Origin of the sequence: Lysinibacillus sp. OF-1 (assembly GCF_028356935.1) — a bacterium.
Classification (GTDB): Bacteria; Bacillota; Bacilli; order Bacillales_A; family Planococcaceae; genus Lysinibacillus; species Lysinibacillus fusiformis_D.
Map to the genome: position 1 here is coordinate 1,174,543 of NZ_CP102798.1, position 24,322 is coordinate 1,198,864.

The following is a 24,322-nucleotide window of genomic DNA, read 5'->3' on the forward strand; positions in this document are numbered from 1 at the left end:
TTGATGTTAAAGTAGGTGTTATTAGTGGCAGAATTAGGTACTCGACTGAAAGAGGCGAGACTGTCTAAAGGCTACAGCTTAGACGATTTACAAGAAATAACGAAAATTCAAAAGCGTTATTTAGTAGGAATTGAAGAAGGCAATTATTCCATTATGCCTGGTTCGTTTTATGTACGAGCTTTTATTAAGCAGTATGCAGAAGCTGTTGGTTTGAACGCAGAGGAAATTTTAGAGACTTATAAAAAAGAACTACCGAGTACTCCAAATGACCAAGTAAGTCAATCGATGACGAATAGTCCAAGTAGAAGAAAAGTAACGAAAGGCCCTTCCAATAAAATGATGGAGGCTATGCCAAAAATCATTGTAGCTTTATTTATCGTTGTAATCATTGTGGCCATATGGATACTATGGCAATCTAAAAATAGTTCAGGGACAAGCGAAGTAGAAAATACTACTCCTGAAATGGAATATGATACTAATATTCAACCAATTGATAGTGAAAAGGATAAAAAAGACAAAGAAAATAAAGATGCACAGAAAAAAGATAAAGAAGATACAAACTCTACAGAGGAAACACCAACTGATGAAGATCAAACAGATCAAACAGAAGAGATGAAGCAAACAATTTCCGCGGGGACGGTTGAGGCGGATGGGGCGACGACTTCTTATACCTTAACAGGTACAGATACAATGAAAATTAAAATCGAAGTATCAGGTCCTACATTTGTGGGTATTCGCAACCAACAGCAACAAGAATTATTAACGGACACACGTGTCTATAATGCTGGAGAAGTAGTTGAGTTTGATGCTACAACACAAAACTATGTACGTGTCCGTCTTGGTAATTCAACGCAGGCTAAAATCTATATTAATGACGAACTTCTACCGTATGCACAGCAGATTGTAACGCAAAATATCGTCATCAATTTCAATAAAGAACAGTAGTCATCAGGTGATGGCTACTTTCTTTCATCATGAAAGGTGTTAGAAAAATGAACATTCCAAATAAAATTACCATCTCTCGAATTTTGCTTATTCCATTTTTTGTCATTGTGATGATGTTTGATTTCGGCTGGGGAACTTTGACACTATTTGGCGCTGAGATGCCGATCCACCATTTTATAGGTGCACTTATTTTTATCTTTGCTTCAACAACAGATTGGGTGGATGGTTATTATGCACGTAAGTATAATCTTGTGACAACATTTGGGAAATTTTTAGATCCCTTAGCTGATAAATTACTGGTTTCAGCAGCCTTCATTTTAATGGTAGAACTTGATATGGCACCTGCCTGGGTAATCATCATTATTATTAGCCGTGAATTTGCCGTAACTGGCTTACGTTTGATTTTGGCAGGTGAGGGAGAAGTTGTTGCTGCTAATCAGCTCGGTAAAATCAAAACTTGGGCACAAATTGTAGCGATTGCAGCTGCTCTTTTACACAATACAATCTTTACACTGTTTGGTATTCCATTTGATACGATCATGCTCTATATTGCATTGTTCTTTACGCTTTGGTCTGGGTGGGATTATTTCTATCTAAATCGACGTGTTTTACTTGAGTCTAAATAAGAAAGGTCTTGTGAATCATGAATGCTGAAATTCTTGCGGTTGGCTCAGAACTATTATTAGGTCAAATTACGAATACAAATGCGAGATTTATCTCAAGTCAATTATCCGAGCTTGGTATCAACGTTTTTTATCATACTGTAGTAGGCGATAATACGAAACGTTTAGAACAGGCTATTGAAGTGGCGGAGACTCGTGCCGATTTAATTATTTTTTCGGGAGGACTTGGACCTACGAAAGATGATTTAACGAAGGAAACGATTGCTCGTCATCTTGGTGTTTCGCTTGAGTCTGATGATGTAGCATTAACGTATATTGAGCAATTTTTTGCCAAACGAGGACGTCCAATGACGGAGAATAATCGGAAACAGGCATTAATTTTAGCTGGCAGTGAAGTGCTAGCCAACCACCATGGAATGGCGCCAGGTATGATTTTCACAAAAAATGACCGCACCTATATTTTACTTCCAGGACCACCAAAAGAGCTGGAACCTATGTTTCAATTTGAAGCGAAACCAAAGCTTGCTGCGATGCTTAATGATGGAGGGATCATTGCATCACATGTGATGCGTTTCTATGGGATTGGTGAAGCAGAGCTTGAAGTACGAGTTCAAGATATTCTAGATGCCCAAACAAATCCTACAGTTGCCCCACTTGCCTCTGATGGAGAAGTAACATTACGTGTTACAGCTAAAGCGGCTACAGAGCAGGAAGCTCAACAGCTTATAGCTACAAAGGTTGCTGAGATACAGGCACTTGTGGGAGATTATCAATATGGTGTAGATGACGACTCTCTTGCCTCTAAAACGGTAGAAATGCTACTTGATAATCAGTTAACCATTGCTGCCGCAGAAAGTTTAACAGCTGGGTTATTTCAATCTGAGCTTGCGGAAATTCCTGGGGTAGGCAATGCACTGATTGGTGGCGTTGTTACCTATGCTGCTGATGCAAAGATAAAACAGCTTGGCATTTCAAAAGAATTAATTGATACACATGGTGTAGTTAGCAGTGAGTGTGCGGCGGCAATGGCAAGTGCTGTTCGCGAAAAGTTTGCTACTAATATTGGAATTGGTCTTACAGGAGAGGCTGGTCCGACAGCGCATGATCACCAGCCAGTAGGTACGGTTTGGATTGGTATTGCTATCAATGATGAGGAGCCACTTACTTATTTACTGCATTTATCAGGCATGCGAAATACAAATCGACTACGTGCGGTGAAATTTACATGTCATTATTTAATGCAGCTTTTAGAAGAACGCGGTTATACAAAACGATATTAAATAGAGTGAAATAGAAATTTGGGTAGAGGAAAACTATCCAAATTTTTATTTTGAAGAAAAATCGAATAAATGTTCGCTTTTTTCTTGCGCGTTTTCTTAAAAACAAGTATAGTAGAGATAGATAAAAACAGTGAACAGTTTTCGAAGGAGGAAAATGAATGAGTGATCGTAAAGCAGCCTTAGAACAGGCTCTAAAACAAATTGAAAAGAATTTTGGTAAAGGTTCCATCATGAAACTTGGTGAAAGAACCGATTTAGAAATTGCGACATCTTCAAGTGGTTCGCTAGCACTTGATGCAGCATTAGGCGTAGGTGGTTATCCACGTGGACGTATTATCGAAGTATATGGTCCTGAATCATCTGGTAAAACAACAGTTGCTCTACATGCTATTGCAGAAGTGCAGGCAACAGGTGGACAAGCAGCATTTATCGATGCAGAGCATGCATTAGACCCAATCTATGCACAAAAATTAGGTGTTAATATTGATGAGCTATTATTATCACAGCCAGATACAGGGGAGCAAGCACTTGAAATTGCAGAAGCATTAGTGCGTAGTGGTGCTATTGATATTATTGTTATTGACTCTGTTGCTGCCTTAGTGCCAAAAGCAGAAATTGAAGGCGATATGGGTGACTCTCATGTCGGCTTACAAGCACGTTTGATGTCTCAAGCATTACGTAAGCTTTCAGGTTCGATTAATAAATCAAAAACGATTGCTATTTTCATTAACCAAATTCGTGAAAAAATTGGTGTCATGTTCGGAAACCCAGAAACAACACCAGGTGGACGTGCGCTGAAATTCTATAGCTCTGTCCGTTTAGAAGTGCGTCGTGCAGAAGCAATTAAACAAGGTAATGATATTGTTGGTAACCGTACAAAAATTAAAATTGTTAAAAATAAAGTAGCGCCACCTTTCCGTACAGCTGAGGTAGATATTATGTATGGAGAAGGAATTTCTAAAGAAGGCGAAACAGTTGATTTAGGTGTAGAATTAGATATTGTGCAAAAAAGTGGTTCTTGGTATGCATATGGTGACGAACGCCTAGGTCAAGGTCGAGAAAATGCTAAACAGTATTTAAAAGAAAATGTAGCTGTTTTAGAAGAAATCGCTAATAAAATTCGAGCTTCTTATGGTATCGCGGCTTCTTCTTATACAATTGCGGCACATGATGAAGAAGAGATGGATGACGAATTAATGTTGCTTCTTGAAGAAGAAAAATAAACGATTGCATTGTTCCCGCTTTATTTAAGGGGACAATGCATTTTTTTGTCTATAATCTTCAATTTTTACACATAATAAGAGAGAGGCTCTAAGCCTTAGACGTGTTATTTCTAATGTACTGTTTTTATGGTAATTGTTTTGAAGGTGAATTTTTTTCTAGTGTAAAAGTAATAGGGAAAAAATTCACTGAATGGATAGGACTTACTTTTTTTTATCCGATGGGGCGAGCAGACGCCTGACTAACCTTGACAGAGTTTGAGGCTAGCTATACAATTAAATATGTATAATTTCTGAATTATGACTTTAAATAGGCAGTACATTTTGTCTTCATTTAGCAAATGTTTATAGTGAAATGGACATTACACTTTTTAAGATTTCCTTGTTATGGGTGGTTGTTGTTCCTTTTCAATAGATGTCTAAACACCTACTGAATGAAGCGAAAGCTTTGGCTAATAAAACGGATTTTGCACAAGTAAAATCTAGCACATTTTTGCCAAAGTGACATAGATGTATGCGCCGACTGAAACTGTAATACCCAAATAGCAAGAGGAGGTGTTCATATGGATGGAATTACTATCATCTCCGCTTTGCTTGGACTCATCGTTGGTGCCGCTGTTAGCTATATCTACATGAAAAAAGTGAATGACTCAAAAATCACTGGTGCTAAACATGTCGCTGAAACAATCGTTGAAGAAGGAAAACGAGAAGCGGAGGCAATGAAGAAAGAAGCACTACTTGAAGCCAAAGATGAAACTCACAAATTTCGTACTGAAGCCGAAAATGACATTCGTGAACGTCGTTTAGAACTTCAAAAACAAGAGAACCGTTTATTGCAAAGAGAAGAGAATCTTGATCGCAAGGATGATGCTCTAAATAAGAGAGAAGCAAGCTTAGAGCGTAAAGAACAAGCTCTAGCTGAAAGACAACAGCATATTGAACAGATGGAGAGCAAAGTGGATGAGCTCGTTGCATCACAGAAAACAGAGTTAGAACGTATTTCTGCTTTAACTAGAGAAGAAGCTAAATCAATTATCCTCAATGAAGTAGAAAAAGAACTGACAACTGATATAGCTGTGATGACGAAGGAAGCTGAAACACGTGCAAAAGAAGACTCAGATAAAAAAGCACGTGAAATTTTATCATTAGCACTACAACGCTTTGCTGCAGATCACGTAGCAGAAACAACTGTCTCTGTTGTGAACTTGCCGAATGATGAAATGAAAGGTCGTATTATTGGTCGAGAAGGCCGTAATATCCGTACTTTGGAAACGTTAACAGGCATTGATTTAATTATTGATGATACGCCAGAAGCCGTTATTTTATCAGGCTTTGACCCAATTCGTCGTGAAACGGCTCGACTTGCACTTGAAAAACTTGTACAAGATGGTCGCATTCATCCAGCTCGCATTGAGGAAATGGTGGAAAAAGCTCGTCGTGAAGTGGATGAACAAATTCGCGAAACAGGTGAGCAAACTACATTTGAAATTGGTATTCATAACTTACATCCGGATTTAATGAAAATTTTAGGCCGCATGAAATATCGTACAAGCTATGGACAAAACGTCCTAAAACATTCAATTGAAGTCGCACATTTAGCAGGATTACTTGCTGCTGAACTTGGTGAAGATGTAGCATTAGCTCGTCGCGCAGGTTTATTACATGATATTGGGAAAGCAATTGACCATGAAGTTGAAGGTAGCCACGTTGAAATCGGTGTGGAATTAGCAACGAAATATAAGGAACATCCAGTCGTTATTAACAGTATTGCTTCGCATCATGGTGATACAGAAGCAACATCTGTCATTGCGGTATTAGTCGCAGCAGCTGATGCATTATCAGCAGCTCGTCCAGGAGCACGTAGTGAAACACTTGAAAACTATATCCGCAGACTTGAAAAGTTAGAGGAAATTTCAGAAAGCTATGATGGCGTAGAAAAATCTTATGCAATTCAAGCTGGACGCGAAATTCGAATTATTGTACAACCTGAAAAAATTGATGATTTAGCCTCCCATCGTCTTGCGCGAGATATCCGCAAACGTATTGAGGAAGAATTAGACTATCCAGGTCATATTAAAGTAACAGTCATTCGCGAAACACGTGCTGTGGAGTACGCGAAATAATATTGAAAGTTAGAGGTTTCTTTAGATTCATATCTAGAGAGCCTCTTTTTTACTTTCAGTAGAGTCATGTTTAAGGAGCCCTTATCATAAAAAAGAACAAGGCTATATTTTGATTAACGATGAAAGATGTGATGATCCTGATTGATCTCCATGCACATGTATTATACGGTGTAGATGATGGACCCCAAAATGAAAGAGATTCCTTGAATATGTTAAGGCAAGCTGCTAAAGAAGGAATTACAGAAATCATTTGTACATCCCATGCCATGCACCCACAATATCATGTCCCATATAAAAAAGTCGAAGAGCGAGTCAAGAGTTTACAACAATTGTTACAGCATGAGCAAATACCAATTACACTCCATACTGGCCACGAAATACGCTTACATGATGAGCTTCCTACACTACTTCAGCAACAACAGCTCCATACATTAGCAAAGTCCAACTATATTTTATTGGAACTTCCTTCTAGCACTATCCCCGCCTATACGGTAGAAATGATAAGACAATTAAAAATAGCGGGTTATAAACCCATTTTGGCCCATCCTGAACGAAATATGGCTATTAGAGAAAATCCAAAAAGGCTGAATGCCCTCATTCAACAAGGGGTATTTACACAATTGACGGCGGGTAGTTTAACCGGATTGTATGGTAAGGAAGTACAGCGATTATCACTTGCTTTAGTGAGGGCCAATTACATTCATATGATAGGCTCTGATGCCCACGATCTACGCACAAGATGCTTTTATTATCAAGCAGCACTGCAATATCTGGAGAGAAAGAAAGAGGGAGATTCGATCAATCGCCTCTTAACGAATAATGCAAGCATTTTAGCAAATAAGCCAATTTTGCCACTCGAATTGGATGATATGGCTTTAAGGAAACGATGGTATTTCTTTCATATGTCTTTGTAGGATTTGAGCGTGACAATCACATGAAAATATTCTACACATTAATGTTTAGCACACTTATTTTTATGAGTCTCATGCAGCCAGTCGCTGGTATTTATCATAAATTATCTTTAGTAATCGGCTTGTTCATCATAGTGATATCTGTACTCCTGCATAAAAAAATACATATTCACAATGTACAAGCCTGTGTTTTCTTTAGTCTGTATACATTTTTTTGTGTCATAGCAGCAGGTATGAATCAGGACATGATTTTATTGAAAAACAGTTTACAATTGATGTGCCTGTTTATAGCTGTTTCTATTTTTTTTAATGATCTTGTGAAAGCACAAGTATTAGAAATCGTGTTAAATAGTGTGCTAATCGCCTATATCCCATTTTTAATGCTATGTTTTCAGCAAGCACATTATATGTTTGAAGCTTTTGCTGGTGTATTTGAAAATCCAAATACAATGGGGTTTTCTATGATTGGTTTAGTGATAGTAGTATTAATGAAACTGTATAACGTGACAATACAGATGTTACATGGGCAACAAAAGGTAAAATACATGCTGTCTTTTATACTTTATACGGTCGTCTATTTAATTAGTTTGTATGTTATTTTGCTATCAAATGCGCGTACATCATTATTAACCGTTGCTCTTGCCACAGTTGTTGTCATGGTTTGGATTGTTAAAAGCATGAACAAAACCTTCCTGCCCTTCATAAAGTTGGTCACATTGTTTACATGTTTAGGTGTAGTTGTAGTAATGGTGATGATGAAAATGGACATGATGCAAGAGGCGGTACAAAGTATTCTATTAAAAATGGAGAAAAAATCTACGAACATAACAGATGGTCGCCTTGAAATTTGGCAATATGTTTTTGAGCATTTTCATTTTTGGGGACACGGTGTTGAATCATTGTGGTCTATAGGTGTTTCCCATGCACATAATACATTGATTAATATTTTACAGGAGGCAGGCTTGCTGGCACTGGTTAGCTACTGTTTGTTTCTTTTTGCCATTGCCAAGGGTTATCGTCAGATGAATGAACAGCTTATCGTTTTTACAGCCTTGGTCGTGGTTGCCGTATTAGGGGTTTCTACATTTGAAATACTTTATTTTAATATGCTTCATCTCCTTGTATTTGTTGTAAGTGGAAGTATGAGGGATAGGGGCAAAAGTGCGACTTTGTCCGAATAACCAGTAGGCTTGTTTAATATACTTTATTAATATTGTGCACGATTTGCCTATTAGGAGGGGATCCATTTGTGAATGAAGAAATGACAATACAAAGTCTCATAAAAGTATTGCTAAAACGCTGGTTCTTCATCCTCATGCTCATGCTTCTATCTATGGGCATCGCTATATTGATAAGTTATTATATTCAAACGCCGATATATGAAGCGGAAACGCAATTATTGGTCAATCAAAAAAGCTATGAAAATCAGCAACTAGTAGGTGCACAAAATGTTGATACGGATCTGCGACTCATTAATACGTACAATGTGATTATTAAAAGTCCTGTTATTTTAGCGAAGGTTATTGATGTACTGTCACTTGATACGACACCAGATGAATTAATGAAGCAAATTGAGGTTTCAAGCGCCAATAATTCTCAGGTGGTGAATATTCGCGTACAGGATAAAGATGAAGAGAATGCAGTGAAAATCGCCAATTCAATTGCCGAAGTGTTTAAAGAGGAAATTCCTGTCTTGATGCATGTAGACAATATTAATATTCTTTTTGTTGCCCAAAACAGTGAGCAGCCAGTACCAGTAAAGCCAAATAAAATGCTGAATCTTATTATAGCTGCTATTTGCGGCTTCGCTTTGGCTATTGTGCTAGCGTATTTTTTAGAAACGATTGATAGGACCATTAAAACAGAGCAAGATATCGAGGAGATTTTATCATTACCAGTGATTGGGGTCGTCAGTAATATCGAATTACAGACGAGAAAAAAACTGAGGGTCAGGGGGCCATCCTAATGTTTTTTAAGAGAAAAACAAAGAAAATACCAATGGCTCGAAAGCTGATCACCGTTTCCGATATGTCGTCGATTCCATCAGAGCAATATCGAACAATTCGCGCAAATATTAAGTTTTCACAGCCTAATCGAGATGTGAAGACGATTTTAGTAACCTCTTCCATTGCTGGCGAGGGAAAATCTACAAATGCGGCGAATATTGGTGTGGTATTTTCGCAAGAGGGTAAAAGCGTGCTGATTGTAGATGCTGATATGCGTAAACCTACTTTGCACCATACGTTCTATCTAGACAATATTTTAGGGCTTTCCTCAGTATTATCACGGCAATCTGCACTACAAGAGGTGATTCAAGAAACTTTCGTCGAAGGAGTAGATATCATTTCGAGTGGGCCAATTCCTCCCAATCCGACAGAGTTATTAGCTTCAGAAACAATGACCTCCCTCCTGGCTGAAGTGAAAAATATATACGATATCATTATTTTGGACGCACCACCGTTACTTTTTTTATCGGACGCACAAATTTTATCGAATAAATGTGATGGCACCCTTTTAATTGTCAATACAGGGGCGGTTGGGCAAGCAGACGTTATCAAATCGAAGTCAATCTTAACAGTTTCTAAGGCTAATATTTTAGGTGTTATCTTGAATAACTATAAGATCAAGGGCAATACGTACGAGCATTATTATGGCAAAGAATAAGGATGGAAAATAGCTTTGAAAAAAATTTTGCATATTATTCCAACAACAGATTTCGGCGGTATTACATCGATGGTTGTCGACATTTGGACGAATACGAATAAATCAATGTACCATTTTGATTTTCTATCGTTTAATAAAGGGCAATACCATGAGACATTAGTTCAACAGGGCTCCAAGATATTTTACGAAACATACATTACCCAGCAAGGACCACTTGCTTATATGAGGAAACTTTATCGAATCCTAAAGCAGCAACAATATGACGCAGTTCACGATCATACAGGCTATCGAGCGGTCTTTACATTGCTGGCAGCTCGTTTAGCGGGTGTTCAATGCCGTGTTTTACACAGCCATACGAATGTTGCTGAGGAGTGGAACAATAAGATTATGTTAGCATTGTTGAAAAGACTAAGTGTTTACAATGCAACAAAATTGGTGGCATGTAGTCAAAAGGCGGGGGAATTTTGTTTTAGTAAAAGGCCTTTTGAAGTAATAGCAAACCCAATTGAACTTCAAAAAGTAAAATGTATATCATTTGAAGAGAGAAAAAAATGGAGAGAAGAACTAGGGATAAAAGATGATGAATTAGTGTTAGGGCATATTGGACGCTTTGTACCAGTGAAAAATCATTCTTTTTTAATTGAACTCTCCGTCTATTTAAAACAGCGAGGTATCCCTTTTCAACTATTTTTGATAGGGGATGGGCCTTTAGAGCAAGAAATTCGACAGCTCGTCCAACAAAAAAATGTAGAGGACTGTGTACGAATTTTAGGACAGCGTGCAGATATACTCACGCTCCTTCAACTCTTTGATAAATTTCTCCTGCCATCACACTTCGAGGGCTTTGGGATTGTCCTTTTAGAGGCACAAGTTTGCGGGACACCTGCTATTGTTTCTTCCTCTTTACCGAGAGAAGTAGATTTACATATTGGTTTAGTGCATTATCTAGATCTACATGGAGAGATTGATAGTTGGCTTCAGGCCATTGTAACTCAGAATGGTCAAGTGGATCACCAAATGATTCATGACCATATTAAAATGAAAGGACTTGATGCACAAGCGATTGCAAGCAAATTGTGCACGCTCTACATATAACGAAACTACATCAAAGGATGAGACTATTCAAAAGAAGATTAAAATTACGCATATCATCACGACCATTGGCCTTGGTGGAGCAGAGGCCATGCTTTATCGTCTCTTAGAAAACATGGATCGGGATGGTTATGAGGTAGAGGTCATCTGTTTAACGGAGATGGGAACGTATGGTGAGTTAATAGAAAAGCAATTAAATATTAAGGTAACGATATGCGATCTGCGTAGCAATCGTGTCAACGCGTTTATGAATTGCTATCGTTTATGTCAAGAAAGCGACATTATTCAAACATGGATGTATCATGCTAACTTACTAGGATATATCCTAGCGATATTGCTAAAAAAGAAATTAATTTGGGGAATTCACCATAGTAATCTCAATAAACAAGATAATAAACGCCGGACAATTTTTATTGCCAAGCTTTGTGCAAAATTGTCTAAACGCGTAGATGCTATTATTTCATGTGGACCAAAAGTAAAAGAAATCCATGAAGCGATTGGCTACAGTGGTAAGCAGCATCGTGTCATTGTTAATGGCATCAACACAGATCAATATAAGCCAAGCACGAAGAGGCAATATTTTGTAGAACAATTTGACATCATCAATCAACCCATTTTATTGCATGTTGGCAGATGGGACCCATTAAAGGATTATGAAAATTTGATGGCTAGTGTAAAAAAGCTAAGGCAGCAACGGCAAGATTTTTATTTGTTTTTAGTAGGTTTTGAAATTGATGATGCCAATAGGGATTTACTACAACTGATTGAGTCGGCCCAGTTAGAGGAAGTGACGTTCTTATTAGGCAGTAGAGAGGATATTCCACAATTAATGGCAGCAGCTGATGTATTCGTTTTGTCCTCAGTAGGAGAGGGGCTACCGAATGTACTAGTGGAGGCATTGGCAAGCGGCACATGCTGTGTCACAACAAATGTTGGGGATTGTGCTTATTTGGTCGGGAATAGTGGTGAGGTTGTAGCTGCCAAGGATGCAGAGGCTTTAGCAAGTGGAATTAATACGGCTTTAAATTACAGTTCACGGCAATATGCACAAAAAGCGAGCCTTGGTCGTGAACATGTGTTAGCAAATTTTCAAATTCAACAGGTTGTTGCGCAATATCAATCATTATATCCAGCAATTCTAAAGGAAAGTCCATCCTAACTAATAGAAAGGTGTGCTCATGAAAGAAATAAAGATTGGAGCCATTCTTTCTTATATAACAATCGGCTGTACAATGCTCTCTTCACTCATTTTCACACCGATTATGATATCACTCCTTGGTCAGAAAGAATTTGGTCTATATTCCTTAATGATCGTACTTGTAGGTTATCTCTCCATTTTAGATTTGGGGTTAGGTAATGCTATTGTACGCTATATTGCTAGAAATCGAGCAGCAGCAGATCCAACATTAGAAGCAGCATTAAATGGATTTTTTCTGAAATTATTTGTTGGTATCGGCTGTCTTACTTTATTGATAGGATTTTTCTTATTTTCCCATGTGGATATTATTTTTGGGCAAAGCTTATCTGGGGAACAATTAGAAAAGGCAAGGCTAATGGGCTTTATAATGACGATTAGTTTAGCAATGCAATTTCCGTTAGGTGTCTTTACTTCCATCTTACAAGCATATGAAAAATTTATTTTTATTAAATTAACGACATTATTACAGGTGATTGTGCAGCCCCTGACAATGTTGTTTTTTCTTTTACAGGGAACAGATGCGGTGACATTGATCTATATTATTGCTATTTACAACATACTTTTTTTACTGTTAGATGCCATTTATTGCATGAAGGTACTGTCCATCCAATTCACATTTAGTCTCCAAAATACAACTCTCATAAAGGAAATTTTCATCTATTCATTTTTTATTTTTATTACTGTGATTGTTGATAAAATTTATTGGCAAACAGATCAAGTGTTATTAGGCATATTTAAGGGGACCGAGGATGTTGCCATCTATGCAGTAGCGATTCAAATTGTGTTGATCTTTATGTCACTGGCTTTAGCGATTAGCGGATTGTTTTTACCTCGTATTTCTATGCTAGTGACAAAAGAAGATGGCTTAGTAGAAATAAATCAGCTATTCGTAAAAGTTGGCGCGATTCAATTTTTAGTTGTGGGCTATATATTAGGGGGCTTTTTTCTTTTTGGTCAAGAGTTTCTAGTATTATGGCTAGGTCAAGAGTTTATTGCCATTTATGCGATTGTCCTCATTATTATGGTGCCGTTTAGTATTGATCTCATACAAAATCTAGGTCTTAATGTGTTGAAGGCAAAAAATTTGTTTAAATTTAGAACCATTTTATTAATCATTGTTGCCGTTGCAAATATTTTTGTATCAATACCGGCTATTTACTTTTATGGCAAAATCGGTACCGCGATTGTTACAGCTTGTTCATTATTTATTGGAAATGTAGTGATTATGAATATGTATTACCACAAGAAAATTGGCTTGGATATCTTTAGGTTTTGGCGAACTATTGGCAGGCTAGTACTGGCCTTTGTTGTTGCTATTTGCTGTAGCGAACTTTTATGGGAACTAACAAACCCTTCAGTTACTTGGCTATCTATTAGCCTATCTATTTTTTACTACACGCTACTGGCAGGTATCAGTCTATTTTGTATTGCTTTGACGAAAAAACAAAAATCAAAGTGGCTAGAGCTTTTTCGTAAAGGAGGCGCAATATTTTGGCGTCCAAAATCTTAGTGAGCGTTATTGTACCTGTTTACAATGCTGAGCCCTATTTGGAGAAATGTTTAACAAGCATTTGTCAGCAAACATTAAAGGATATTGAGATTATTGTCATTAATGATGGCAGTGAAGATCAATCATTAACGATCTTACAAAAGTTTGCACAAATTGATGCACGTATGACCATTTTTACGAATGCCAATAGTGGTGTTAGTAAAGCAAGAAATGTTGGAATACACCATGCCAACGGTCAATATGTTACCTTTGTTGATGCAGATGATTGGCTAGAGCTAACGATGCTTGAAGAATTGTATCAAGCATGTAAGCTGACAGGCTCTGCTATTGCAAAATGTGATTTATTTTGGCAAGCAGCGGAGGGCAGCAGGTCGTTATATTATCCATCCAACAGCTACTGTACTTACAGTGCCATTGATTGTTTACACAAATTATTTACTGAAATAGGGGAAACACATTTTGGTTTTGCCAGCTGTAAATTGTATAAAAAATCCTTTTTAGATTTCCATAGGCTACGGTTTGATGAAGCGATGAGCTTTGCAGAGGATACAGTGTTTCTGACAAGGGCTGTCATACAAAATCAGTCCATCTGTTATGTTCCAAGACAGCTTTATTATTATAATGTGGCGAATGAAAGCTCCTTAACAAAAAAAGCCATGGTCCATTTACGACACAATTATGATGTATTGTATAAAAAGCTTTTGAAGGAACTACAGGATGGCGAGGTTTATGCGGAAGTGAAAAATAGCTTTCTGAATTACCAATTGGAGGGGCTATTGATTATTCTTCATCAAAGTGCTACTGCACAAGAGATGAAGTATGAGATTCAATCCTTTTTAAAGGCTTATCCAGACGTATTAAAGGTTAAGTTAATGAAACGAAAGATGAAACAAATTGTTTTTTTAAAGCTTATCAAAAACAATTGGCTTACACTATCTTCAACACTAATTTATTTAAATGTGAAAAAGCATCAAGTGATTTCGCGTTGTTAGATTGATCTTGATTTAGCCGATGTTTTTTGCAATGAAGACGCCAACTGAAATAGGGAGACACCAAAAGGAGCAATAACGGTGTGACCAATATCATGTTGCTCCAAGGATACTGGCGGAGGTTATTGATATTGAAGAAAGCCTGCACGATGCAGGTCAGTTAATTGTTGTCACAGGTCGTGACGGTCTTAGGTTAACTTCTACTTGTTAGCTCGAAAAAATCTGGAAGCATTGTTTATCTGCGCAAAGGCGAAGTATCAGCGGCAATGACGCCGAGGCGTCATTGATATTTTATTTTGCGTAATCCTCCTCCTAGCGTTACAATTAGTGATGGTATTCAGGTGCGAAGTTAAAGTCTCTGAAGCATAATGATATAGAGGCGTAATGGAAAGAAAGAGTGGTTAAAAAATGAAGGTTTTATTTATTGGCGATATTGTAGGTTCAATTGGTCGAGATGCGGTGGAAAAATATTTACCTCGCTTAAAAAAGAAATATAATCCAGACGTTGTCATTGCCAATGGTGAAAATGCTGCGGCAGGACGTGGCATTACTCATAATATTTATAATAGCCTGCTACAAATAGGTGTAGATGTAATTACAATGGGTAATCACACATGGGACAATAAAGATATTTTCGATTTTATCGATGATGCGGATTATTTAATTCGTCCAGCTAACTTTTCAAGTGAGGCACCTGGTAAAGGTATGGTGCAAATTTCTAAAAACGGTGTGACATTATCTGTCATTAATTTACATGGTCGTGTATTTTTACCTCCTCATGAGGACCCATTCGCAATGGCAGATAAGCTAATTGAGGAAGCCCGTCAAACGTCACCACTTGTTTTCGTAGATTTTCATGCGGAAGCGACTAGTGAAAAGATTGCCCTTGGCTGGCATTTAGATGGCAAGGCTTCTGCGGTTGTGGGGACACATACACATGTACAAACGGCCGATGCAAGAATTTACCCGAACGGCACAGCCTATATCACGGATGTAGGTATGACAGGTCCATATGATGAGGTTTTAGGCATGACGAAGGATAGTGTCATTTATAAATTCCAAACAAATATGCCATCCCGTTTTGAAGTACCGAAAAAAGGACGAGAGGTTTTAAGTGGTTTCTTTGTAGAGATGGATGATCGAACAGGGAAAGCTACTGCCTGTGAACGAATTTATATAAATGAAGATTATCCGTTTCAAGGATAAATAAGTCGAAGTATGTTGGTTTACGACTCTTTTGCTGTGGATACAGGTTTATTTGTGAAACTAGTCTATTTCCGTTTTGCGGAGCATAAAATGTGCTACGGACAATAACTTGAAGTCCAAAAAGGGGGACATGAGTTGTTGAGCGTAAACACTATTCGCGAAACGGGGAGGAATAATTGTGGATTCATTAAAAGTATCATCACGCTCTAATCCAAATTCAGTTGCAGGTGCATTAGTCGCGGTAATCAGAGAAAAAGGGCAGGCAGAAATGCAAGCAGTTGGGGCAGGTGCACTTAACCAAGCCGTAAAAGCAGTGGCCATTGCACGCGGATTTGTAGCGCCAAGTGGCACAGATTTAATTTGCGCACCGGCGTTTGCCGATATTTTAATTGCTGGTGAAGAACGTACAGCCTTGAAGCTGCTCGTGGAAAAACGTATTCGATAAAAAAGTAATGAACTAAAATGCCTTGTCACATAATAACGTGGCAAGGCATTTTTTCGTTTTCCTGTTTACATATGATACATGTCACTTGAAATAGAGGTGTGATTTTGCTTGGATTTGAAAATTACAACTTTATGAACAGGATTTTCAGTCAAAGGTCTGATTTTCGCCTAAATCGTTGAGAAACAATAGTGCAGAAGGTTTCTTCGTGTTAAACTTATGAAGGAAAAATAATAGTACACATTGGATTTAAGGAGTTGTTGACATGTTACATCAGCTTTCATGGAAAGTCGGTGGGCAACAGGGTGAAGGGATTGAGAGTACAGGTGAAATTTTCTCAATGGCAATGAATCGTCTAGGCTATTTCCTATACGGTTATCGTCACTTCTCTTCTCGAATTAAAGGTGGCCATACGAATAATAAAATTACAGTTCGTCCAACAGAAGTGCGTGCAATTGCGGATGATTTAGATATTTTAGTGGCATTCGATCAGGAAACAATCGATGTCAATTATAAAGAGCTCACAGAAAACGGTGTTATTTTAGCGGATGCAAAATTTGACCCGGTCAAACCAGAAGATTCAAAGGCGCCATTATTTGCTGTTCCATTTACAGAAATAGCAGCAGAGCTTGGTACATCGTTAATGAAAAACATGGTAGCCATCGGAGCAACAGCATCATTGCTTAACCTAGAGGATGCAGTGTTCCAAAATGTTGTCGATGATATTTTTGGGAAAAAGGGCGAAGAGGTCGTTCAAAAAAATATGGAAGCCATTACACGTGGTCGTCAAATTATGAATGAGCTTTTGGGTGAACGTGTAGGCCAATGGGAACTTGCACCTGCAGATGGCAAACGTCGTATGTTTATGATTGGTAACGATGCCGTGGCACTTGGTGCATTAGCTGCTGGGACACGCTTTATGGCAGCATACCCAATTACGCCAGCTTCTGAAATTATGGAATACTTAATTAAGAAGCTACCGAAATTCGGTGGGACAGTTATCCAAACGGAGGATGAGATTGCTGCGGCAACAATGGCAATCGGAGCTAACTTTGGTGGTGTACGTTCCTTTACTGCTTCAGCAGGCCCTGGTCTTTCATTGATGATGGAGGCAATTGGTCTTTCCGGTATGACAGAGCAACCATTAGTAGTAGTAGACACGCAACGTGGAGGCCCTTCAACTGGACTACCAACAAAGCAAGAACAATCGGACTTAATGGCTATGCTTTACGGAACACATGGAGAAATCCCTAAAGTAGTCATTGCGCCTTCAACAATGGAGGAAGCATTTTTTGATACAATCCAAGCATTTAATATTGCAGAGGAATTGCAATTACCAGTTATTTTAATGACAGATTTACAATTGTCTCTAGGGAAACAATCGGTAGAACCGTTTGATTACGATAAAATTGAAATTCGTCGAGGTAAAATTGTGATTGATGACCTTGATGAAGCTGTCGATAAAGCCTACTTCAAACGCTATGAAGATACTGAAGATGGGATTTCACCTCGTGTTTTACCAGGTACATTGCATGGTATTCACCACGTTACAGGTGTTGAACATGATGAAACAGGGAAGCCATCTGAGGCAACGGGCAATCGTCAAACACAAATGGATAAACGCTTCCGTAAATTAGAGAGTTTGAAATTTGATAACCCTGTCTTTGTCAATGCACCACATGAGGAAGCGGATATCTTATTAGTAGGCTTTAACTCAACAAGAGGAGCTATCGAGGAAGTGCAAGAACGACTTAATGCGCAAGGAATGAAAGTGAATCATGCGCATATTCGTTTAATTCACCCATTCCCATCTACGGAAATGGCACCTCTTGTAGCACAAGCGAAAAAAGTGATCGTTGTAGAAAATAACTATACGGGTCAATTGGCTAATATTATGAAGATGAATATTGGTGGTCACGATAAAATCGCGACAATCACTAAATATAATGGTACGCCATTCTTGCCAGGTGAATTAGAAAATCGTGTGAAGGAGTTGACTCGCTAATGGCAACATTTAAGGATTTTCGTAATACAGTGAAACCAAACTGGTGCCCAGGTTGTGGAGACTTCTCTGTACAAGCAGCTATTCAACGTGCTGCAGCAAATGTCGGAATTGAGCCAAATGAACTTGCTGTGATTTCAGGAATTGGTTGTTCAGGACGTATTTCGGGCTATATTAATTCTTATGGATTCCATGGTATTCATGGTCGTGCACTACCGATTGCACAAGGATTAAAAATGGCCAATCGTGATCTACATGTCATCGCTTCTGGTGGTGATGGTGATGGATTTGCTATCGGTATGGGGCATACAATTCATGCTATCCGTCGTAATATTGATATTACGTATATTGTAATGGATAACCAAATTTATGGTTTAACAAAAGGTCAAACATCGCCACGTTCTGCTGCTGGATTTATTACAAAATCTACACCAGGTGGAGCGATTGAACCATCATTGAAACCATTAGAGGTAGCATTAACAAGTGGTGCAACATTTGTGGCACAAGGCTTCTCTACTGATATTAAAGAGTTAACAGCTTTAATCGAAGCTGGTATCAACCATAAAGGCTTCTCATTTATCAATGTCTTTTCACCTTGTGTAACGTATAACAAAGTGAACACATACGATTGGTTTAAAGAGAACTTAACAAAACTAGCGGATGTAGAAGGCTATGATCACAATGATCGTGGTATGGCAATGCGTACAGTGATGGAGCATGAGGGCTTAGTAACAGGTGTTATTTATCATGATACGGAAACAACATCGTATCAAGAAAAAGTACCTGGCTACTCAGAGCTACCATTAACAGATATCGATATTAAAATGAGTGAAAATGATTTCAATGATTTAGTAAAAGAATTTATGTAAAAATGATAGAATCAAAGCATTTGGAATGAGGACATTCCAAATGCTTTTTTTTATGCTCTAGTAAGGAATCGCGAGTAAAAGCCTAGCTACCGCGAGTATTTAGAGAAGAATCGCGAGTAAAAGCACAGCCACCGCGAGTATTTGATATTGAATCCTTATAAAATCCTTATAATTGTTTTTTATACTAAGGTCATCGAAAGGATGATGAATAATGATGAAAGATTTAATATTGAAGATAGAAAATCTTAATAAGTCGTTTAAAGGGCAAAAAATTGTGGATAATGTATCGTTAGAAATCCAACGTAATACAGTCTACGGTTTACTTGGACCAAACGGAGCGGGGAAATCCACAACATTAAAAATGATGACAGGTATGTTACGACCAAATGCCGGAAATATCATTTTTAATGGACATACATGGACACGAAATGATTTACAGGACATCGGCGTGTTAATTGAAACACCTCCCTTGTATGACAATTTAACAGCAACGGAAAATTTACAAGTTCGCACGATAGCGTTAGGTCTACCGCAAAGTCGTATTGAAGAAGTATTAAAAATTGTAGATTTAACGAAAACAGGGAAAAAACGGGCCGGACAGTTTTCCTTAGGTATGAAGCAACGATTAGGTATAGCGATTGCGCTGTTAAACAAGCCAAAGCTGTTAATTTTAGATGAACCTACAAATGGACTGGATCCGATTGGTATACAGGAGCTTCGTCAGCTTATTCGCTCATTTCCAGAGCAAGGTATCACCGTTATTTTATCTAGTCATATTTTGTCTGAGGTGGAACAGGTCGTGGATGACATTGGCATTATTGCTGATGGCAAGCTTGGCTATCAGGGACCGGCACCACAAGGTCAGGAATTAGAATCACTGTTTATGCAGGTTGTAGCTACCAATAGAAAGGTAGGTTACTAGCATGATAGCCATAATGAAAGCGGAAAAATTAAAATGGAAACGAACATTTATTGCCAAACTACTTTGGCTTACGCCCCTTGTGACCTTACTGATAAGTGCCGTGCTGATGGGTGGCGTGTATTTTCAAACAGGTGCTTATAACTGGTGGTATACTATGCTGCTACCAGGCGCACTGACGATTTGCTGTGCCTTAGTGGTCGAAAAGGATAAAAAAATAAAATACCATAGTATTCTTGCTTTACCACTGGATCTTAAAAAGATTTGGCTAGGAAAAATAGTATCATTAAGCATATGGCTTCTTGTGATTACGATTATTTTCTTTGGGGGAATCACGGCTGGGGGCAGGCTATTCGGTCATAGTTTACCAATAGAGAGCAGTTTACTAAGTACTTTTGTTATTTTCTTGACGTTTTTGTGGCAAATACCTTTATGTCTTTTCCTAGCAGCTAAATTAGGCACCTATTTGACTATCTTACTCAATGTAGTAGCCAATATCTTAGGGATTGTTGCCTTTGCGGATGGGGAACTATGGTATTACTATCCATTTGCAATTGGTGCACGTTTATTATGTTCAACACTTGGCATATTACCAAACGGTCTACCAGTACCACAAGGCAGTCCTTTATTGGATAAAGGCGTTATACTTCCGGGCTTACTGATAGCACTAGCTTGGTTTATGATGATTAGCTTTCTTACTGCGAAGTGGTTCCAAAAAAGGGAGGCGAACTAGCGGATGGACATGTTACGATTATTGAGAGTGGAATGCCTTAAAACAAAACGAACACCTTTTTTGCTGACACATATACTTGTCCCCCTTGCTATTTCTGGGCTATTTCTAGCCTACTACTCCTATTCGCCATGGGATTTTCAAGGAAAAGTAACTGCCTATTTTCAGGGGTTAGCTTGTGGGCTACCGATTATTATAGGATTAGTATGTGCTATGGCATCTGAGCAAGAAGCAAACGCTGGTCGTTTCCAAGGCATGCTAGCTACAACAAACATAAAAATAAAGGCATACATGAGCAAGCTCATCTTATTATTATTGTTTAGCTTTGGAGCCATCTTTCTATCTATAGCTATTTTTAGTTTTGGCTTTAGAGAATTATTACATGAAGTAGATTTGAGCTATTCATTTTATAGTATGGCTGCTTGTATTCTATTCGGCAGTCATGTGATTTTCTATATGTTACATTTATTTGTAAGCCTCCAATTTGGTAAAGGCGCTTCGATTGGTTTAGGTATTGTAGAAGCGCTGTTGGTCGCCCTATTGCTTACAGGCTTAGGGGATCGTATTTGGCCCTTTTTCCCTTATGGATGGAGCGGTCATTTTGTTTCATTATGGATTTTAACATCGATGGGAACCGATTTAACATTGCTCAAAACAAGTATTCAAACTGGCATAATGGCGTGCTTAGGGGGTATCCTATTGACTTTTGCGCTGTCTTGTTTATGGTTTTGGAGATGGGAAGGTAGAGCATCTGAAAATTAGAGGGTGAATTATGGCAAATATATTAGTAGTGGATGATGAAGTAGATATTTTAATGTTGATAAAGAATGCACTTTATAAAGATAAACACTTAGTAACCATTGTGTCCGAACCGACAGAAGTAGGAAAGATGGATTTAGGTTCCTTTGATTTAATTTTGCTTGATGTGATGATGCCTATTATGGATGGCTTTACATTATGTGGGCAAATTCGGCATGCTGTAGATTGTCCGATTCTTTTTCTTACAGCTAAATCCTTAGAAGAAGATGTGATGTATGGTTTAGGCTTAGGTGCAGATGATTATTTGATTAAACCATTTGGCATTGGAGAGCTACGGGCAAGGGTGAATGCGCATATCCGACGGGAAAGCAGAGAGAAGCGGAACATCCTTTATAGTGATAAAGTTCATTTTAATCTTTCTGGTAAAGAACTGTTTGTTCAGAATGAGCGCATCCTGCTAACTAAAAGTGAGTATGAAATATGTGAATTTTTAGCACGGCATCGTGGGCAAGTTTTCTCAAAAGAACAGATATACGAATCAATTTTTGGATTTGATGGCAAAAGTGACAGTACAGCGATAACAGAACATGTCAAAAATATTCGGTCAAAGCTACATGCGTTTGACATAGATGTCATTGATACGGTTTGGGGGATCGGCTATAAATGGAGATGATAAAACCGAGGAAAGGAACACACCTTCATACATTTTTCCTGAGATATTTATTCTTTCTTTGCTTAAGTATCATTTTATTAGGGGCACTATTAATCGGTTTATTTATGTTTGCTTTTTCAGCTACTATTATTTTGCCAGCCAATTATGCTGAAACACAAATCACTTTAGCGAAAGACCGTATTGCTACAAGCAGTGAGGTCACAGATGATATGATTCCTGATCTTGTAGACTACGCAGTGATTTCTAATAAGGGGGAATTTCTTTCTGGTACTTTAACAGAAAAAGAGGCTTCCCATGCATGGCGTTTAAAGGAAAAGGGAGAGACGAAAAGTAATGTTCGATTTTATGCATTTGTTGAGCGAGAACAGGAAGTGTGTATTTTACGCTATGGTTTAGCCCCTGAGTATCGCTCACCTGTTATGAGAAAATATTTACCTAATCCCCAATTAACGGCTTTACTATTGTTTATTATAGGCGTTATCGTACAGGCAACGGTACTTGCTGTGCATTTCGGCAGAAGACTTAAACGAAAAATGTTGGGCCTACAAGAAGCCATTGAAAAAATCCAACATCAAAATTTAGATTTTCATATAAAACCATCTGGGATTCGAGAAATTGATGATATTGCACTCTCCTTTGAGCAGATGAAGGAGGCATTAAATACTTCATTGACACAACAATGGCAGGCAGAGAGAGCACGCAGAGAACAAATTTCTGCACTTGCTCATGATTTGAAAACACCTCTTACGATTATTAGAGGTAATGCGGAACTTTTATTGGATACTGTTCAAGATGAAGTACAAAAAGAATACAACACTTATATATTAAAAAATACGCTAGAAATTGAAAAATTCACAAAGCAATTAATGGATATATCCAATATGGAGCAAAGTGTTGGTGGTGTAAAAACAACTGTAGAGCTGGCTTCATTTATACAACAGCTAGAACAGCAAATGAAGGCGCTTGCTTTAGAAAAAAACCTTGAAGTTAGTGTAGAAAAGGATAAACTGCCTGATGCCTTTATGATAGAGGAGGAGCTTTTTTATCGGGCTTTATTAAATTTGATTGTTAATGCTATAGAGCACACGCCACATAATAGCAAAGTCACTTTATCTGTTCAGGGAGAGGCCGATATTATTCATTTTACTGTGATGGATAGTGGGGCTGGTTTTTCATCGCAAGATTTAAAGAGAGCCACAAAGCAATTTTATCAGGGAGATCCAAGTAGAAATGCAGCAAATCATCATGGCATGGGGCTTTATATTGCCGAGTCCATCATTCAAAAACATGGTGGAACACTAACGTTGGCTAATGATTCAATAACGGGAGGAGGAAAAGTGATAATCACCATTGCGACGTCTTAATTATAAGATGTCTTTTTTATTGTTAGCGATTATTTAGCGATCAATCGCGAGTAAAAGTACTGCTACCGTGAGTAAAGACACTGCAATCACGAGTATTCAATGTACAATCGTGAGTAAAAACACAATTAAAGGTTTCATGTAAAAATTGTAGGGGGCGGTGCGGGCAATGTTCTTTTAAAAAATGCTACAATAAAAGAAAAAAAGAGGCGATGCACGTGAATAACGTCATTGATTTTATTGCAAAGAAAAAGGAACGTGAAGATCGAAAGCGTGCTCAGGATTTAGAGCGTTATGTAGCTACACAGTGTAATTTTCAGCAACCTGAAAATATTGATGCTCTTGTAGATGACAAACTGATTGAAGTGAAGGATCATACGTTGTTTCTGGGCTTTCTATCTATTTTAAAAGATGAGCAAATCGAGCCGCTCACGATTTTTCAAGATGTCTTTACGTTAGAACCTTCTCGTTTTGAGATGTCCTACAATATGAGATGGTGGTCAGTTGTGCAACTGGCGTTTACATTTTTAACAATTCTAAAGGAAAATGAGCCGCATACATATGCAGATTTTTTAGGTCTCTCCAAATAATCTAGGTATGTGTACGTCTGGTAAAGCCAACGTACACATACAAAACTAGATTTCTTCTTCATCTCCTCCATTCAGCTTTACAATGCTCCTTCACTTATTAAGTATTTTCATAGATATTTATAATTTCTCAATAATTTTTACTAAATATTTTTAAGACCTCCATACTTGCTTAATGTTTGTTTTATACCATTAGGGTTGTAAGCAAATAAAAATAAA

The 24,322-nt window shown here is 38.0% G+C and carries 23 protein-coding genes; all 23 read left to right on the top strand.

What is annotated here, in order from left to right:
- Positions 1-15 precede the first annotated feature (15 nt).
- Positions 16-945: a helix-turn-helix domain-containing protein gene (locus tag NV349_RS05495; protein ID WP_170829781.1), complete on the top strand. Its 930-nt coding sequence runs from the start codon at positions 16-18 to the stop codon at positions 943-945.
- A gap of 47 nt (positions 946-992) precedes the next feature.
- Complete coding sequence (gene pgsA, locus NV349_RS05500; protein ID WP_036121302.1) at positions 993-1,571, top strand: CDP-diacylglycerol--glycerol-3-phosphate 3-phosphatidyltransferase; 579 nt, start codon at positions 993-995, stop codon at positions 1,569-1,571.
- A 17-nt stretch (positions 1,572-1,588) separates the two neighbouring features.
- Positions 1,589-2,848 (top strand): competence/damage-inducible protein A, encoded by a 1,260-nt coding sequence (locus NV349_RS05505; protein ID WP_058843925.1) that lies wholly within the window; start codon positions 1,589-1,591, stop codon positions 2,846-2,848.
- 158 nt (positions 2,849-3,006) lie between these two features.
- The gene (gene recA, locus NV349_RS05510) at positions 3,007-4,071 is read left to right on the top strand and encodes a recombinase RecA (protein ID WP_036121272.1); all 1,065 of its coding nucleotides are present in this window, start codon (positions 3,007-3,009) and stop codon (positions 4,069-4,071) included.
- Positions 4,072-4,631: 560 nt separating this feature from the next.
- Positions 4,632-6,191 (top strand): ribonuclease Y, encoded by a 1,560-nt coding sequence (gene rny, locus NV349_RS05515; protein ID WP_036121270.1) that lies wholly within the window; start codon positions 4,632-4,634, stop codon positions 6,189-6,191.
- Positions 6,192-6,322: 131 nt separating this feature from the next.
- Entirely contained in the window at positions 6,323-7,105 is a 783-nt protein-coding gene (locus NV349_RS05520; RefSeq protein WP_249646035.1) for a tyrosine-protein phosphatase, read from the top strand.
- A 20-nt stretch (positions 7,106-7,125) separates the two neighbouring features.
- On the top strand, positions 7,126-8,283 hold the full coding sequence (locus NV349_RS05525; protein ID WP_101966486.1) for an O-antigen ligase family protein: 1,158 nt from the start codon (positions 7,126-7,128) through the stop codon (positions 8,281-8,283).
- A gap of 68 nt (positions 8,284-8,351) precedes the next feature.
- Entirely contained in the window at positions 8,352-9,068 is a 717-nt protein-coding gene (locus NV349_RS05530; RefSeq protein WP_271912532.1) for a YveK family protein, read from the top strand.
- The gene (locus NV349_RS05535) at positions 9,068-9,766 is read left to right on the top strand and encodes a CpsD/CapB family tyrosine-protein kinase (RefSeq protein WP_036121265.1); all 699 of its coding nucleotides are present in this window, start codon (positions 9,068-9,070) and stop codon (positions 9,764-9,766) included. The genes NV349_RS05530 and NV349_RS05535 overlap by 1 nt, the downstream gene beginning before the upstream one ends.
- 15 nt (positions 9,767-9,781) lie before the next feature.
- Positions 9,782-10,861, top strand: a complete 1,080-nt coding sequence (locus tag NV349_RS05540; protein WP_244504797.1) for a glycosyltransferase — start codon at positions 9,782-9,784, stop codon at positions 10,859-10,861.
- Positions 10,818-12,017: a glycosyltransferase gene (locus NV349_RS05545; RefSeq protein ID WP_244504798.1), complete on the top strand. Its 1,200-nt coding sequence runs from the start codon at positions 10,818-10,820 to the stop codon at positions 12,015-12,017. The genes NV349_RS05540 and NV349_RS05545 overlap by 44 nt, the downstream gene beginning before the upstream one ends.
- A 19-nt stretch (positions 12,018-12,036) precedes the next feature.
- A complete protein-coding gene (locus NV349_RS05550) occupies positions 12,037-13,566 on the top strand; it encodes an oligosaccharide flippase family protein (RefSeq protein WP_089932019.1) in 1,530 nt (509 codons plus the stop codon).
- Positions 13,548-14,558, top strand: coding sequence for a glycosyltransferase family 2 protein (locus NV349_RS05555; RefSeq protein WP_249646036.1), 1,011 nt, complete (start codon positions 13,548-13,550; stop codon positions 14,556-14,558). The genes NV349_RS05550 and NV349_RS05555 overlap by 19 nt, the downstream gene beginning before the upstream one ends.
- A gap of 405 nt (positions 14,559-14,963) precedes the next feature.
- Positions 14,964-15,761, top strand: a complete 798-nt coding sequence (locus NV349_RS05560) for a TIGR00282 family metallophosphoesterase (protein WP_058843922.1) — start codon at positions 14,964-14,966, stop codon at positions 15,759-15,761.
- A gap of 178 nt (positions 15,762-15,939) precedes the next feature.
- Positions 15,940-16,206, top strand: a complete 267-nt coding sequence (locus tag NV349_RS05565; RefSeq protein WP_004224903.1) for a stage V sporulation protein S — start codon at positions 15,940-15,942, stop codon at positions 16,204-16,206.
- Between the two features lie 262 nt (positions 16,207-16,468).
- The gene (locus NV349_RS05570; protein WP_271912534.1) at positions 16,469-18,208 is read left to right on the top strand and encodes a 2-oxoacid:acceptor oxidoreductase subunit alpha; all 1,740 of its coding nucleotides are present in this window, start codon (positions 16,469-16,471) and stop codon (positions 18,206-18,208) included.
- Positions 18,208-19,074 (top strand): 2-oxoacid:ferredoxin oxidoreductase subunit beta, encoded by an 867-nt coding sequence (locus NV349_RS05575; protein ID WP_058843921.1) that lies wholly within the window; start codon positions 18,208-18,210, stop codon positions 19,072-19,074. Before NV349_RS05570 ends, NV349_RS05575 begins: the two co-directional genes overlap by 1 nt.
- Before the next feature lie 214 nt (positions 19,075-19,288).
- On the top strand, positions 19,289-19,996 hold the full coding sequence (locus tag NV349_RS05580) for a lantibiotic protection ABC transporter ATP-binding protein (RefSeq protein ID WP_089932163.1): 708 nt from the start codon (positions 19,289-19,291) through the stop codon (positions 19,994-19,996).
- Position 19,997: 1 nt separating this feature from the next.
- Positions 19,998-20,726 (top strand): lantibiotic immunity ABC transporter MutE/EpiE family permease subunit, encoded by a 729-nt coding sequence (locus NV349_RS05585; protein WP_089932023.1) that lies wholly within the window; start codon positions 19,998-20,000, stop codon positions 20,724-20,726.
- 3 nt (positions 20,727-20,729) lie between these two features.
- Positions 20,730-21,485: a lantibiotic immunity ABC transporter MutG family permease subunit gene (locus NV349_RS05590; protein ID WP_089932025.1), complete on the top strand. Its 756-nt coding sequence runs from the start codon at positions 20,730-20,732 to the stop codon at positions 21,483-21,485.
- Between the two features lie 10 nt (positions 21,486-21,495).
- A complete protein-coding gene (locus NV349_RS05595; protein WP_036121239.1) occupies positions 21,496-22,155 on the top strand; it encodes a response regulator transcription factor in 660 nt (219 codons plus the stop codon).
- Positions 22,146-23,519, top strand: coding sequence for a sensor histidine kinase (locus tag NV349_RS05600; protein WP_271912537.1), 1,374 nt, complete (start codon positions 22,146-22,148; stop codon positions 23,517-23,519). Before NV349_RS05595 ends, NV349_RS05600 begins: the two co-directional genes overlap by 10 nt.
- Before the next feature lie 209 nt (positions 23,520-23,728).
- Complete coding sequence (locus NV349_RS05605; RefSeq protein ID WP_230593789.1) at positions 23,729-24,106, top strand: 2-oxoglutarate ferredoxin oxidoreductase subunit beta; 378 nt, start codon at positions 23,729-23,731, stop codon at positions 24,104-24,106.
- Positions 24,107-24,322: the final 216 nt, after the last annotated feature.